Annotated in this window: 18 protein-coding genes; 15 read left to right on the top strand and 3 right to left on the bottom strand. The window is 43.0% G+C overall.

What is annotated here, in order from left to right:
- The first annotated feature begins 75 nt into the window (after positions 1 to 75).
- Positions 76 to 1,503 carry a glutamate--tRNA ligase gene (gene gltX / locus L4C34_RS07590; protein ID WP_428788740.1) on the top strand — a complete coding sequence of 476 codons (1,428 nt, stop codon included), beginning with the start codon at positions 76 to 78 and terminating at the stop codon, positions 1,501 to 1,503.
- A 90-nt stretch (positions 1,504 to 1,593) separates the two neighbouring features.
- Here gltX and L4C34_RS07585 read toward each other — a convergent pair whose 3' ends face one another.
- The gene (locus L4C34_RS07585) at positions 1,594 to 2,439 is read right to left on the bottom strand and encodes an AraC family transcriptional regulator (protein ID WP_428788739.1); all 846 of its coding nucleotides are present in this window, start codon (positions 2,437 to 2,439) and stop codon (positions 1,594 to 1,596) included.
- A 109-nt stretch (positions 2,440 to 2,548) separates the two neighbouring features.
- On the opposite strand from L4C34_RS07585, the gene L4C34_RS07580 reads away from it, so the two are divergent.
- Together L4C34_RS07580 and L4C34_RS07575 are read left to right on the top strand one after the other, a co-directional pair.
- Positions 2,549 to 3,007 (top strand): GNAT family N-acetyltransferase, encoded by a 459-nt coding sequence (locus L4C34_RS07580; protein WP_428788738.1) that lies wholly within the window; start codon positions 2,549 to 2,551, stop codon positions 3,005 to 3,007.
- 167 nt (positions 3,008 to 3,174) lie between these two features.
- On the top strand, positions 3,175 to 4,365 hold the full coding sequence (locus tag L4C34_RS07575; RefSeq protein WP_428788737.1) for an MFS transporter: 1,191 nt from the start codon (positions 3,175 to 3,177) through the stop codon (positions 4,363 to 4,365).
- A gap of 112 nt (positions 4,366 to 4,477) precedes the next feature.
- Here the strand turns inward: L4C34_RS07575 and L4C34_RS07570 are convergent, their stop codons facing one another.
- Positions 4,478 to 6,466 carry a BCCT family transporter gene (locus L4C34_RS07570; protein WP_428788736.1) on the bottom strand — a complete coding sequence of 663 codons (1,989 nt, stop codon included), beginning with the start codon at positions 6,464 to 6,466 and terminating at the stop codon, positions 4,478 to 4,480.
- A 434-nt stretch (positions 6,467 to 6,900) separates the two neighbouring features.
- On the opposite strand from L4C34_RS07570, the gene L4C34_RS07565 reads away from it, so the two are divergent.
- Positions 6,901 to 7,374: a MarR family winged helix-turn-helix transcriptional regulator gene (locus L4C34_RS07565; protein ID WP_428788735.1), complete on the top strand. Its 474-nt coding sequence runs from the start codon at positions 6,901 to 6,903 to the stop codon at positions 7,372 to 7,374.
- A gap of 312 nt (positions 7,375 to 7,686) precedes the next feature.
- Here the strand turns inward: L4C34_RS07565 and L4C34_RS07560 are convergent, their stop codons facing one another.
- On the bottom strand, positions 7,687 to 8,445 hold the full coding sequence (locus tag L4C34_RS07560) for a substrate-binding periplasmic protein (protein ID WP_428788734.1): 759 nt from the start codon (positions 8,443 to 8,445) through the stop codon (positions 7,687 to 7,689).
- A gap of 404 nt (positions 8,446 to 8,849) precedes the next feature.
- Here L4C34_RS07560 and L4C34_RS07555 point away from each other — a divergent pair, with 404 nt between their 5' ends.
- The 11 genes from L4C34_RS07555 to L4C34_RS07505 form a co-directional block, all read left to right on the top strand.
- Complete coding sequence (locus L4C34_RS07555) at positions 8,850 to 8,993, top strand: replication endonuclease (RefSeq protein ID WP_428788733.1); 144 nt, start codon at positions 8,850 to 8,852, stop codon at positions 8,991 to 8,993.
- Positions 8,956 to 9,426 (top strand): hypothetical protein, encoded by a 471-nt coding sequence (locus L4C34_RS07550; protein ID WP_428788732.1) that lies wholly within the window; start codon positions 8,956 to 8,958, stop codon positions 9,424 to 9,426. Before L4C34_RS07555 ends, L4C34_RS07550 begins: the two co-directional genes overlap by 38 nt.
- 114 nt (positions 9,427 to 9,540) lie before the next feature.
- A complete protein-coding gene (locus L4C34_RS07545) occupies positions 9,541 to 10,332 on the top strand; it encodes a YwqG family protein (protein WP_428788731.1) in 792 nt (263 codons plus the stop codon).
- A gap of 56 nt (positions 10,333 to 10,388) precedes the next feature.
- Entirely contained in the window at positions 10,389 to 11,096 is a 708-nt protein-coding gene (locus tag L4C34_RS07540; protein ID WP_428788730.1) for a hypothetical protein, read from the top strand.
- Positions 11,097 to 11,144: 48 nt separating this feature from the next.
- Positions 11,145 to 11,447, top strand: a complete 303-nt coding sequence (locus tag L4C34_RS07535; protein ID WP_428788729.1) for a hypothetical protein — start codon at positions 11,145 to 11,147, stop codon at positions 11,445 to 11,447.
- Between the two features lie 24 nt (positions 11,448 to 11,471).
- Entirely contained in the window at positions 11,472 to 11,705 is a 234-nt protein-coding gene (locus tag L4C34_RS07530) for a DUF4259 domain-containing protein (RefSeq protein ID WP_428788728.1), read from the top strand.
- 127 nt (positions 11,706 to 11,832) lie between these two features.
- Positions 11,833 to 12,288, top strand: coding sequence for a DUF7832 domain-containing protein (locus tag L4C34_RS07525; protein ID WP_428788727.1), 456 nt, complete (start codon positions 11,833 to 11,835; stop codon positions 12,286 to 12,288).
- Between the two features lie 49 nt (positions 12,289 to 12,337).
- Positions 12,338 to 12,748, top strand: coding sequence for a hypothetical protein (locus tag L4C34_RS07520; protein WP_428788726.1), 411 nt, complete (start codon positions 12,338 to 12,340; stop codon positions 12,746 to 12,748).
- Positions 12,749 to 12,798: 50 nt separating this feature from the next.
- Positions 12,799 to 13,239: a hypothetical protein gene (locus L4C34_RS07515; RefSeq protein WP_428788725.1), complete on the top strand. Its 441-nt coding sequence runs from the start codon at positions 12,799 to 12,801 to the stop codon at positions 13,237 to 13,239.
- A 3-nt stretch (positions 13,240 to 13,242) separates the two neighbouring features.
- Positions 13,243 to 13,704, top strand: a complete 462-nt coding sequence (locus L4C34_RS07510) for a DUF6881 domain-containing protein (RefSeq protein ID WP_428788724.1) — start codon at positions 13,243 to 13,245, stop codon at positions 13,702 to 13,704.
- Positions 13,605 to 13,821 (top strand): transposase (locus tag L4C34_RS07505; RefSeq protein ID WP_428788723.1); only part of this gene is annotated, 217 nt, incomplete at its 3' end. The genes L4C34_RS07510 and L4C34_RS07505, both read left to right, overlap by 100 nt.

The following is a 13,821-nucleotide window of genomic DNA, read 5'->3' as shown; positions in this document are numbered from 1 at the left end:
TGGTAGAATGGCGCGCAAATTTCGCTTCATACTGAGTCTTTCAGCAGCAGTTATTTAGTAAAGGTAATCAAAACAATGACGGTTAAAACTCGTTTTGCTCCAAGCCCAACAGGCTATCTTCACGTAGGTGGTGCGCGTACTGCACTATATTCTTGGTTATACGCTAAAAGCCAAGGTGGTGAATTTGTTCTACGTATTGAAGATACTGATCTAGAACGTAACTCTCAGGAAGCAGTCGATGCGATCCTAGAAGGTATGCAGTGGATGGGACTCGAGTGGAATGAAGGCCCTTACTTCCAATCTAAGCGTTTCGACCGTTACAACGAAATGGTTGATAAGCTGCTTGCAGAAGATAAAGCTTACCAGTGTTACGCATCGAAAGAACTGCTTGACGAAATTCGTGCAGAGCAAGAAGCTGCGAAAGAAATGCCTCGCTACGACGCAAACCACTCTAAAATCGTTGCGGCTAATGAAGCGGCAAAAGACGGTGATCCATGCGTAGTGCGTTTCCGTAATCCGAAAGAAGGCAGCGTTGTTTTTGAAGATCAAATCCGTGGCCGTATCGAGATTGGCAACGACCAACTAGATGACTTGATCATCCGTCGTACGGATGGTTCCCCAACGTACAACTTTGTTGTTGTTGTGGATGACTGGGATATGGGCATTACTCACGTAGTGCGTGGTGAAGACCACATCAATAACACGCCTCGTCAAATCAACATCTATGAAGCGCTAGGTGCACCAGTACCAACATTCGCTCACTGTGCGATGATTTTAGGTGACGACGGTGCCAAGCTTTCTAAGCGTCACGGCGCCGTTTCTGTCATGCAATACCGTGACGAAGGTTACTTGCCAACGGCTCTAAACAACTACCTAGTGCGTTTGGGCTGGTCTCATGGCGACCAAGAAATTTTCTCTCAAGAAGAGATGATTAACTTGTTCACTCTGGATGCAATTTCTAAGTCAGCATCTGCGTTCAACACTGACAAGTTACTTTGGTTGAACAACCACTACATCAAGACCTCGGATCCTGAGTATGTGGCTGAGCATTTGCAATGGCATCTAGACAACCAAAACCTAAACGTTGAAAACGGCCCAGCGATCACTGAAGTGATCAAGCTAGTGGGTGAACGTTGTAATACTCTAGTTGAACTTGCTGAGCAGATCCGTTACTTCTATGAAGATTTCGCTGAGTTTGAAGCGGGCGCTGCGAAGAAGCACCTACGTGGTGTAGCGAAAGGTCCACTAGATCTTGCGCTAGCGAAAGTAGAAGCTTTGAAAAACTGGGAAACAGCAAGCATCAAAGAAAACGTGATTGCTGCGGTTTGTGAAGAGCTAGAAATCGGCATGGGCAAGATTGGTATGCCTTTGCGTGTTGCAGTCACTGGCGGTGGTCAATCGCCATCTGTTGATGCAGTGATGGAGCTGGTTGGTAAAGAGCGCGTTATTGCCCGCATCAAAATGGCATTAGCATTTATTGCCGAGCGCGAAGCAAACGCTTAATTACCCAAGCTAAGCACAAATAAAGAACGCCCAGCGTGGTAATACCGCGCTGGGCGTTTTCGTTTTTTGAAGCGTCTTCTAGCGTAGTTGTTATTCCACCATTAGATTGCGCATATAACTTTTCGGCGAGGCGTTGAGGTGCTTTTTAAACACCGTAATAAAGGCAGAGCTGGATTCATAACCAAGCTCTAGAGCGATTTCAGTAATCGGGCGTTGTTTCTGCAATAGCTCTAATGCGCCAAGTACGCGAAGCTTTTGTCGCCATGTACTAAAGCTCATTTCACACTCTTTGACAAATAAACGATTTAACGTGCGAACCGACGCTCCCGAATTATGAGCAAGTTCGGCGAGTGTTCGATTATCGGCTGGATTATCTTGTAGCACTGAACACACCGATTTTAAGCGTGAATCGGCTGGCCAAGGTAAATGAAGTGGGCTCACTGGGGCTTGAGTTAGCTCTTCGATTAGTAAAGTCATGAGCGCCGAATTTACGTCTGTCATTGGGTACTTGCCTTGCCATGCTTCGCAGCCGCGTAAAACTAGCTCACGCAAAAAAGGCGAGACTTGAATAACTTTGACTTGGTTTCCTAATCTGCCTCCTAGTGTTTCATCGATATGTAAGCTGCGATAACTAACAGGGGCGAAGTGGTTCACTTGGTGTTCGACATTGGTTGGTATCCAAACGGCACGTTGCGGCGGAATAATGTAGCTGTGGTTTCCGGCGTTAATGTGCATGATGCCTTTGGTGGCGTATTGCAATTGGCACCACTTATGCGAGTGAATAAAGCCGACTCCCTCACCGGGTTTCTCCTCGGCGATGGACTCAATAGGCCGATACATTTTTTCTTTCTGTGATGAGTGGCGCATTGGCGTATAAATCCAATTAAATAACGTAAACCCGACATGGATACTAACTCGCAATCGAAGTAATGTCATTTCAAGGTTGGCGTTAATTATTCCCGAGAAGTGACTTTAAAGATGATGGTGATCATTGAGTGACTGCGTTCACAATCCATTTTACACTGGCGATACAACAGAGAGGGCCATGATGAATTTTATCGTTAAACAGTTTAAAGAGTTGTCGACTGACGAGTTATATGAAGTATTACGTTTGCGCAGCGAGGTGTTTGTCGTTGAGCAAACCTGCTATTACCAAGATATGGACGATCGCGATCGCCACCCCGAGGCTTTGCATGTGTTGGGCTATCAAGATGAGCAGCTTGCAGCTTACTTACGCGTGTTGCCAAAAGGGACGACCTATTCTGATTACCCAAGTGTCGGCCGAGTTGTGATTGGTGAGAGTGTGCGCGGACAGGGAGCAGGACATGTGCTAATCGAATGCGGTATTGAGGCCTGCGAGTTAAAAAACCCTCAGCAGGGAATCAAGATATCGGCTCAATCCCACCTTCAGGCATTTTATCGTCGCCATGGGTTTGATGTGGTTTCTGAAGAGTATTTAGAAGATGGCATTCCGCACATCTCGATGTTGAGAAAACCCGAATAGCATATCTGGATAAAGAGCCTATCGCGTTGGGCTCTATTTCTATTCTTATTATTGTGCAACTAGGTTGGCGCATTTCATCAATACATTGTCACAATCTATAAATCAAGACACAAACTTTCCACTTAGAATATTGCTCTGTTATTTAATTATGTGAATGGAGCTTTTCTGTGTCAGATCAAAGCAAACCCGATCAAAGCAAACAGTCGCAAAAGTTTTTACTCCTCAGTGCTATTTGTGTCGCGATCACTTTTTCAGTATGGCAAGCCCTGCTAAACAACTTCTCCGTCGACCATGCTAACTTCGTGGGTACTGAAATAGGCTGGCTGCAAACCTTGCGTGAAATTCCAGGCTTTTTGGCCTTTGGTGCCGTATTTTTACTGCTATTGATGAAAGAGCAGTATATTGCCGTTTTGTCTTTGGCAATTCTTTCTGTGGGTGTAGCCATGACGGGTTTTTTACCGACTACATACGGTTTATATGCCACCACTATCATCATGTCGATTGGTTTTCACTACAACGAAACCATGAATACTTCTTTGCAAATCCAATGGTTAAATAAAAAAGAAGCGCCGAAAATCATGGGCAGTATCATGAGTAAGGCTGCCTTTATGGCCTTGGTGACCTTCATTTCTATTTGGTGTGCGATGGAGTTTTTGCATATGCCATATTGGCTTGTGTACCTCGTCGCAGGAGCGCTTGGGATGTCGCTGGCGTTCTACATGTATGTGAAATTTCCAATTTTTTCTCAACACTCTGAACAACACCGACATTTGGTACTAAGAAAGCGTTACTGGCTCTATTACGCGCTGGTATTTATGTCGGGTGCCCGTCGTCAGATCTTCGTTGTATTCGCTGGCTTTTTGATGGTATCCAAGTATGGCTATTCGGTAGAAAGCATGGCGCTGCTATTTATCATCAACCAAGTAGCAACTATGTTCCTTGCGCCGAAAATTGGTCGGATCATTGCTCGAATTGGCGAACGTAACATTTTGCTAATCGAATACGTCGGGTTAATTGCCGTGTTCATCTCTTACGGTGCGATCGATAACCACTGGGTCGCATCTGGGTTATACGTAACAGACAATTTGTTCTTTGCGATGGCGATTGCCACTAAGACGTATTTCCAAAAGATTGCGGATCCGAAAGATATCGCGTCGACAGCTGGCGTGTCGTTTACCATTAATCACATTGCTGCGGTTGTGTTGCCCGTTACTTTGGGCATGGTGTGGATGAATAATCCTTCTTGGGTATTCTACATTGGCGCGGGCATGGCGGTCGTGTCATTGTTCTTAGCGACGTTTGTACCAAAACACCCAGCTAAAGGTCGTGAATCGGTATTAGTTCCGCAAGCGGCGTAGGGTTTGGAAGTGCCTTTACCTAAAATTCTTAATACATTTTAGGGCGAGATAACTATCAGAAAAAGGGCGGATACCGTGAGGTTATCCGCCCTTTTTGCCTTATTAACTTATCTTAGCTTTCAGGCTGATAAGTAGGTAGTACGTCTGAATCATCACTTAAACGTTCAGAGCTCGACATGTGAATGAAGTGTAGGTGCTTCTCATATTGAGTAATGGCATCTGCGATGATTTGTTCTTGGGTATAACCCAATACATCGTAATCTTGTCCACCTTGCATTAAGAAGACTTCGGCGCGGAAGTATTGCTCTTGTGTCTCTTCCGCATAAGTCGGCATTGCGAACTCCACTAGGCGGATCCCATAGCTAAAGTCAGTACTGTCTTCCATGCTGATCGTGATGCTGACTTGTTCTTTGTCTTCGTCTAAAGCAACGCTAAATCCTCGATGGGTAAATTGATCGGCAAGCTGTTTTAAGGCTGGTGCTGCCATTTTTTGAATAAAGCTGCCTGCTTCTTTTTGCATTGGGTGGCTAATGATTGAATCTAAGCGTTCTTTCCAAGGCATATTGGTCTGGGCAAACTGAACGATATTGGTGTGATTATTGATGCTGTTGTGCAACATATAATCTTCACGCAGAGCTTTTAGTAGGCTGTAGCAGAAGACCAACATGACGAGCAAAAATGGGAACGCACTAGCAATGGTCAGTGTTTGTAATGCAGACAAGCCACCAGCAAAAATCGTTGTTGCGGCGATGACACCAATCATAGCCGTCCAGAATACACGTTGCCAAACTGGTGTGTTACTTTCACCACCTGCGGTTAGGTTATCAATGACCAACGCGCCCGAGTCTGCGGATGTGATGAAGAAAGTCACAATCAGCATCACGGCCAAGCTAGAGAAGGCGGTCGAAAACGGGAAGTTTTGGAAGAACACAAAGAGGGCAACCGGCACATTGGTGTTTACGGTTTCTGCTAATTGAGTGGCACCTTGCTGAGCAATCGCATGAATAGCGGTATTACCAAATGCTGTCATCCAAAGGAAAGTAAAGCCAGCTGGGATCAGTAGCACACCAATGATGAATTCACGAATCGTACGGCCTTTCGAAATACGTGCGATAAATACACCCACAAATGGCGACCAAGATATCCACCAACCCCAATACAACAGCGTCCAACCACCAAGCCAAGACTCTTTCGGTTGATAAGCGTAGAGGTTAAACGTCGAACTGACTAGGTTACTGATGTAAGTCCCCGTATTTTGTACAAAAGAACGCATAATCAGCTCTGTCGGGCCAAATACAATCACACCGACTAGCAAAGCGAGCGCCGCTAGAATGTTGACGTTTGACAGAATCTTGATGCCTTTATCCAAGCCAGAGACAACCGATAGCGTCGCGAGTGCCGTGATGATAATTATCAGGCCAAATTGTATGGTTGGGCTTTGAGGAATATCGAATAAGAAATGCAATCCGGCGTTTAACTGCTGGACCCCATAACCGAGTGAGGTGGCAACGCCGAACAAGGTGCCTAATACGGCAAATGTATCGGCGATATGACCAATTGGGCCATAAATGCGGTCACCGATCAGCGGATAAAATGCTGAGCGTGGCAATAATGGCAGGTCGTGTCGATAGCTGAAATATGCTAGCACCAAAGCGACTAATGCGTAGATAGCCCAAGCATGCAAACCCCAATGGAAAAAAGTGATGCGCATAGCTTCACGCGCTGCGGCAACCGTTTCTGGAGTGCCAACGGGCGGTGCCATGTAATGCAGCACAGGTTCTGATACGCCAAAGAACATCAGGCCAATGCCCATGCCCGCTGAAAACAGCATGGCAAACCACGACATATTACTAAACTCAGGTTCTGAGTGATTCGGCCCTAGTTTTATGTTACCGAGGCGACTTGAAGCGAGTAGCACGACAAAGATTAAGAAGATCGCAACCGATAAAATGTATAACCATCCGGCTTTCGTTACTAACCAATGTTGTACCGACTTCAATACTTCACCGCTCGCATGAGGGTATACCGAAGTGAATACAACGATGAGCAGCGCTGCCAAAAACGAAGATATAAAAACAGGTTTATTGATTTTGATAGGCATAAATGATGTTAGGTCTTTACGTTGTGAGCATTTATTACCGATAAATCGGCAAGAAATACTTTGATTTCGATGTAATTATTTTGTCTAAAAATCGATATGAAACGGATTTTCAGAAAAAATAACAACGAGTTATGTGCCCTAGGTCTCGCTATTGTCTACCTATTGAGCTGCAAAATGCTTTCTATTCTAACTATTCGAGTTCTATATTTCTAGTAGGGAGATTTTTTGTCGCCGGTGAGTGTACGGTTTAATGTGCAGTGTGTAATGAGGGAGTAGGGACTCAGTGGAGATGAAATCGTTGCTCTTGTGTCGTTGCGGAGACAGATTTTATGGTAAGGGAGCCATGGGATTAAAATGAAGAAAGTAGTTGGAGGCGCGAATAGAAGTCTATTAGAATCGCGCCAGTTTTTTCCCCTATTAAATAGGCAGCATGCGTGAAACCGACAGACGAAGTGTTGATTTCGTTACGACGAGTCATTCGAGCGACCGATATCCATTCTAAGCACTTAGCAAAAACAACTGGGCTTACTGCGCCGCAAATTTTATTACTGCAAACTATCCGAGATAGGCCTCAAGCGACGTTAAAACAGCTAGCAAATGATGTTAGCCTTAGCCAAGCCACCGTCACCTCTATTCTAGATCGACTGGAAAAAAAGCAGTTTGTGATGCGCCGTCGCTCGGAAGCCGACAAGCGCAAAGTGATCACTCAGCTAACAGAATCGGGTTGTGAGGTTTTAGAAAAAGCGCCGACACCATTGCAAGAGCATTTTTCCAATCAATTTAATCAGCTGGAAGACTGGGAGCAAAAAATGATCATTGCTTCTCTTCAGCGAGTCGCTTATATGATGGATGCGCAAGATCTTGATGCATCTCCGTTACTAGATATTGGGGTAATTGCACAGCAGTAGGTAAGCTGTCCTATTCTTTTCCATTACTTCAAAAAGAAAAAACGCTGGCTCAATAGGCGAGCGTCTGATTTTATAAGTAAAGCGTATGAGCGCGTTGTTCGTGCTATCGCTTGTTCGGCGATTCAGTACAAGCATTAGCTTTTTTGCGGCTTTACTCATCGATTTAGACGCTGTTCTCACCAATTTTCCATTGCAACAATAACACTGAGTTAACCATTGGTTATTATTGCCAGTTCGGATGATTTCACGGGAAAGGTATCACTCGGATCAGATGAATTGCTTGGAAGCTTAAACACGTCTAGCCCGACATATTTACTCTTTTAGTTTTATTTTATGCCGTTTAGCAATTTCGGCCAACGTGCCGTCATTACTCATTTCACCTAGAATCTTATCAATCTCCGTGTAGTGATCATTGAGCTCACCGCTACGCGATAACGCAGCCCTTAACTCGACGGTTTCCGTTAAATACCCATAAGAAATAAATTGGTCAGATAACAGACTACGATGGACCACTACGACATGATCGGGTGTCGCAATATACTGCACCCTTCCTTTTGCCAGTAGCCCCACCAATTGACGATCGGAATTTGCATATACCACCTCAATGTCTCCGCTAGAAACTGATTGGGTAAATTCGTTGCTCATATAATAACCACGACGTACTCCGACCTTTTTCCCCCAAAGGTCGCTTATTTGAGTAAATAGGAAATAGTCCTTTTTCGTACCAAAAATGATACTGCGGAAGGAGAACAATGGCACAGTCAGATAACGAGCAAATTTGTCACGTTCAGGACTATAGAGTAGAGGCATGAGAATATCGTACTGCCCCGATTCCAAATAGTTCATCGCACGCTTAACCGGTGCAATATGAATGTTGATAGGTCGACCCAAACGATCACTCAAGGCTTCATACACATCGATAATCATTCCCTTCCCTACACCATTAATTTGGTAGCAAAACGGTTCCATTTTATCAATGCAGCCCGCTTTTATGGTAGAGGCACTTGCACCGTATGATATGACTAACAAAGTAATGAAAGTGGTAGTTGGGACGAGTTTTAACAGTGACATTCGTCTGGCACTCAATGACAAAGGGTATTTTTAGTATAGGAGAACACTCTACGTCTACAGGACCTTTGGAAACACACAGCGAGTGCCACGTTCAAAGGTTAAATTGGCTGCTTCACACCCACGGCGCTCATTCATTTTCTACAATCAAAACGAAATGGCCCCGGTACACCGGCTTACTCACCACCTTTATAATGGTGAACTCAACATAAAGGGCTTGCTCAATGAGACAACCAATGAGTGGCACACTGGGATAACCTCACACCTTGTTCGATATCCACGGATATTGGCAAACTCCCTACACGACGGCTGTGATTGAATCGCTGTTCGATTATGTTCGAAGGTAGGCTTACGGATTATTTGTAACCCAGAGCAAGCCTACGAATTACCCAGAACTGATAGATATTATGCGTGATTATTGTTTGCGGGAGGATGGTGAAGAGCGAGGCTCATCGCAACATCGGTTTACTGAGGTAAAAATCGACCCATCGAAAAGTTCAGCAACAGGATATATTGCTAAGTACATATTCAAAGAATATCGATGGCAGTGATTTAGAGACAGGTGTTTATGGAGAAGACCCTTTAGACGCTGCTTCCCGTGTTGATACTTGGGCATCGTGCTGGGGGATTCGCCAGTTTCAGCAACTAGGCGGCTGCTCGGTGACGGTGTGGCGCGAATTGAGAAGACTAAAAGAAATTCAAAATCTACCCGAGCTCGCAAACACGATCGTAGAAGCGGCAGATAAAGGGGACTGGAAAATGTTTACCCAGAAAATGGGGGGCGTGTTTAGTAAGCGTACAGAGCAGGTGTTTAAGCCCTATTACGAACTTTTTGTGGATTCAGATACAGGAGCGATTAAAACGAGCTTGTATTACCCTCAAGAGCTTGTTAAAACCTTAAAAGGAGTTGTCATTGAGGGGTTAGAAATAATAACCCGTATTTTCAAATGGCGCATCGATTTCAACCTACGCTATTCTTTTTAACTTGGAGTTCTGTGAATAAGTGTATTTTATTAAAGGTAAATAAGTTTTCGTTATTGTATTTGAATCGCGCAAAGAGATAATACGCGAAAAAACAACAGGCTCGAGAGAATTATAATGAGTAATAAGTCAGCAGTGGCGGTGCCTGAGTGCTTGAAGAAGTTTGAGGAAGAGTTAATCTCGTTTCAACGCGAGTACGTAAGAGTAACCGCTAATTCATTGCCAAATAAATTAACGGATGACCCACTCGGAATCCTATCAAGTAAGTTCTTAGGTAAGCCTTCTTTACCTTTGAAGTATGATTATCCAGTCGACGACAAAGGCAAGCCCATGTTTCTGCTTGCTCAAATCAATTTTTCTGAAGTTCCTAATTTAGAGGGTTTCCCTACTAGTGGGCTATTGCAACTCTATCTTCCTACTGAAGATTGGTATCCTGAAGAGTCTGCAAAAATTCTTTTTATTCCTGAAAAGGAACTATACGAGCCAAGTTACGAAGATTTCAACTTTCTGTCTGAATCTTCGTATACGGAATCTCCCGTGTGGAAAATTCACCAGTTACACTTTTCTCGGTCAATCGACACTGGCTGCGGCGAAGACTGTCAATTTGACGTTTCATTTGATGACCAAGAGTATTGGGGATTTGAAGATTCTTTAGAAGAGTCTGAGCAGTCTGAATTTCTGGAGTATTTTTCGTGCGATGGTCATAAAATTGGTGGCTATGGGGGTTTCACTCAAGGGGATGTAAGAGAAAACCTTGCTGGTGCTCAAGATGATATCCAACTTCTTCAGATCGATGTCGATGACGACATTATGTTTGGAGACAGTGGTGTTGCCCATATTTTTATCAATCCTAATAGTTTGAAAGAAGGTAAATTTGAGCATGCTTATTTTTACTGGGATTGCTGTTAGTTAACTTAGCATCATAAAATTATTGCCTAGAATTTTACGATTATATCGAGACGTAAATGAATACAACGACCACAAAACTCTATTTTATGCCTAGCAGCACTAAGCGAATGTTGATTTTGTGCATAATCATATTCTTTATTGCCGCGTTAGGCACATTTAGCTTATTCTTTTTTCCAGACAAAACCCAAAGTGATGTGAGTTTGGCCGTTCTCGGTACCATTGTCTTTGGCGGCTTTTCTATCTATTTCATAATTAACTTAAAGCGACTACCTACATTTAGTCTCTCCATTGATGAGCAAGGCATTTGGCCTGCTCACTTACCAAGAGAAAAAAACTTAATCTATTGGTCGGAGATTGCAGAGTGCCAACATGCAAAGCCATTTTTTAAGTGCATGTACCTTTTAGGCAGTAATAACCAAAAGCTAGTGACCATACATTATCAAGTAGAACGTTTTGACGAATTAGCAGATGAAATTTATAAGCGAACAAACATTCAAGTTGCAAAAGCGCCAGTAGACCAGTGGGAAAATCAGAGAAAACAAGGCTTGGTTAAGTTTGCCATTATCAATGGCTCCTTGTCGTGGGGCGTTATTATGCTCATTGCTATGGCGCATACCAGTAAGCCATTCCAGCAAGGCTTATTTTCAGCAATGTCAATTAAATATTGTATTACTTGGTTAGGGGCTGGGTTTGTTTATGGCGTGTTTATCTGGTTTTTAAGAGAGTCTCGCTATAAAAAGCAAGTACAAGGCACAATTAAGTAGTTAGTGGCTTAATAAGCGTTATAGTCACTTAGAAGTTGAGTAATTGATATGGAAAAGTTCGAAGACCTCCCCTTGCACGATGCCGTTGTTAAGGACTTTTGTTTTCTTTGGGAGCAATCCGTGGTTGAGATCCATTTGTCTGTTTTTAAAACATTTAAAGAGAGAGCAAAACCTCATCTGTTAAAATTCTATGATGTTCGCGAGCTTTATTGCCCTCAGAAATGTGACTGGGGAATGTCTGCGCACGTTAACTCGAATGAATTTAAAGATGGCTTATATATGATTCAAATGCAAAGCGGTGATGTAGTTCAAGTTACGGCTGGCCACTTTGAGTTAACAGAAATCTTATAAAATAGACAATAACAGGAGTTCAGTATGGGAGCTTGGGGAGTGGATATTTTTGATGATGACACAGCCTGTGAAATCATCGAAGAAGCTATTGAAGAAAAGAATACTCTAGAACACTTGGTAACAGTCGCCCTAAGCGTGGCCAAAAGCGAGTATCTTGAGTATACCGAATGTCATCAAATTATAGTCGCGTCCGCCTTAGCTAATAGCTTAATAAACGGCAAAATGTTGAGTGTGTTATCCCATTCAAAAGTGAGTTAGCTGAGTCATTATCTTCAGTTCTTGGGGAATCATCAGAATTGAATGAACTTTGGAGTGAGAACGGCGACGATTACCTCATATGGCGTAGTGGAATTGAGTCTATTTCACTCCAGCTTAGGGGGCTGAAGTGAATCAGTTGGTTGTATATGATAAAGCTAAGTATCATTCTGATACCGTTGAAGAGTACGGCCTACCTCTAGAACAGGCTTATGTTCATACTGCTATCTATTTAGGTTGGGTCATCGAAAATGACCTGTGTAGTTCGGAATTTCGGTCACAAACTAAAGAACTGATTGAACAGTATCTATCACGAAAATGTACAGCTTTAAATATATATGAATACTGGGATGGCTGTTTCGTAGAGGATATGCTCTGTGAGATCGGAAATGCGTTCACACAAAAATATTTTGATTTTGAAACAGGAAATTACATCAACGACTATTGTAATACGCTAGCGGGTTGTGAAGATTCTGTATTTCATGTTGAGTATACATGGAGCGTACAAGATCAAATCTCAGATATAATTTCTGACCGTTTTAAGGAGTGGGAGAGAAAACAGAATAAAAGGCTTTGGCTATTTTAGCACTCCCCTACAATAGACTTTAAGTAAAGCTATGTCATAGAGAAAAGTCGTGAATTATATACTTACAAAGTGCTCAAAAGTTGATTTTTATACAAGCTTAGTGGATATTTCTAAGTGGCTTGAAATAGACTTGAGAGGTTTTGATTGGCATATCTCAGATATTGAAGGCGCGTGGGATGAGCTGGATGATCCATCTTGGTTTTTAGGTCAAGATTTGCACAGGAAGTTACAAGAGTGCGACTACCAGTTTTCTTGGGCTGTTGTGTCGGCTTTTCCTAAAGGCACTAAGCCTTTTACTACTGAAGAGCCTTTTGCTGATGGAAACGTAAATTTGTGGAATGGTAACGCGAAGAAGCAGCTCAAAAACTCGCTCTTTGAAATTGTTTGTTTTGATAGCAGTGCTACTTTGTTTATTGGATTGCCCCAGTATTTGGCCTATAGGCTAATGGCTAATGGCTAATATGCCGGCTACTCGTGAATTATTGGTAGGTGACAGGCTTACCTATTAAAATGACGACAACTGCAGTATTAGCAAAACTTGAAACTATGAAAATCACAAGAAACTTTCACCAAATAGATCTTCACGACTGTTTTATAGAGAGAGTAGAAAGATCGGGAAATACTATAACACTCCGTATTAAGGGCGGTGTGATTTCGGAGCATCATCCTGAGGGCAATGGGAAGTGTACTTACTTGGATAGCGGTATTCTAAAGTTTTTTGAGGTAGTTGGTGAGAGCACATTTACATGGATAGATGATACGAGCAAAGTTCCTAGCAGCTGTCCTGAGTTTCCGATTGATGAAATCATGAATGCTTCATTTCGTGATGGAGAGTTTCTCCTTGATGGGTTTAAGGAAACAGAACCGTGGCACGAGTGGTATATCAAATCATTTAGGTTTGAGGTGCAGGTGATTTCTTCAAATGAAATAACAACCGACTCAAGCTGTTAGAAGATGAAATATATCGATATCAATTGGATACATAGCTTTCTTGATGAGCCTTATCGTATAGTTTCAGAGCTGGACGATGAACGCTTTGAAGTCAGAAAACTCGAGTTTTATCCTAACGGTGCAGTTGGATATGCCTACAACGAAGTAGAATCTTTTAACACTAGGCTAGGTGTATGTTCTGTGCCAACCCTTTCTGAAATCAATGAAAATGAATATGACGAGTTTTGCGGAAAGTACATAACCAAGTTGGAGTTTGAAGTGTTTTGGCAAGCTTATGCTTCTCAAAGGCGTTGTTGCCCAAATCGATTGAACCTTTTTCCATCCTTACGATCTGATCTTTTGAGAATGATTGTTGGGATACAAAAATGGGTAAGTCGAAAGCTAAAATCACGAACTGGAGAGCATACAACCAAGCACTCTGTCAGCGTGGCGGGGTTACTTTTTGGATTGACGATTCAGCGGTGAAAGCCTGGAAATGTATGACCCATCACGGCAAGAGAGGTCGAGGGTTTCAATACACCGACACGGCGATTGAAACCGCCCTAATGATAAAAGGTATCTTCTCTCTCCCGCTTCGTGCTC

Origin of the sequence: Vibrio profundum (assembly GCF_050337555.1) — a bacterium.
Lineage (GTDB): Bacteria > Pseudomonadota > Gammaproteobacteria > Enterobacterales > Vibrionaceae > Vibrio > Vibrio profundum.
This window is presented reverse-complemented; position numbering and strand designations above follow the sequence as displayed.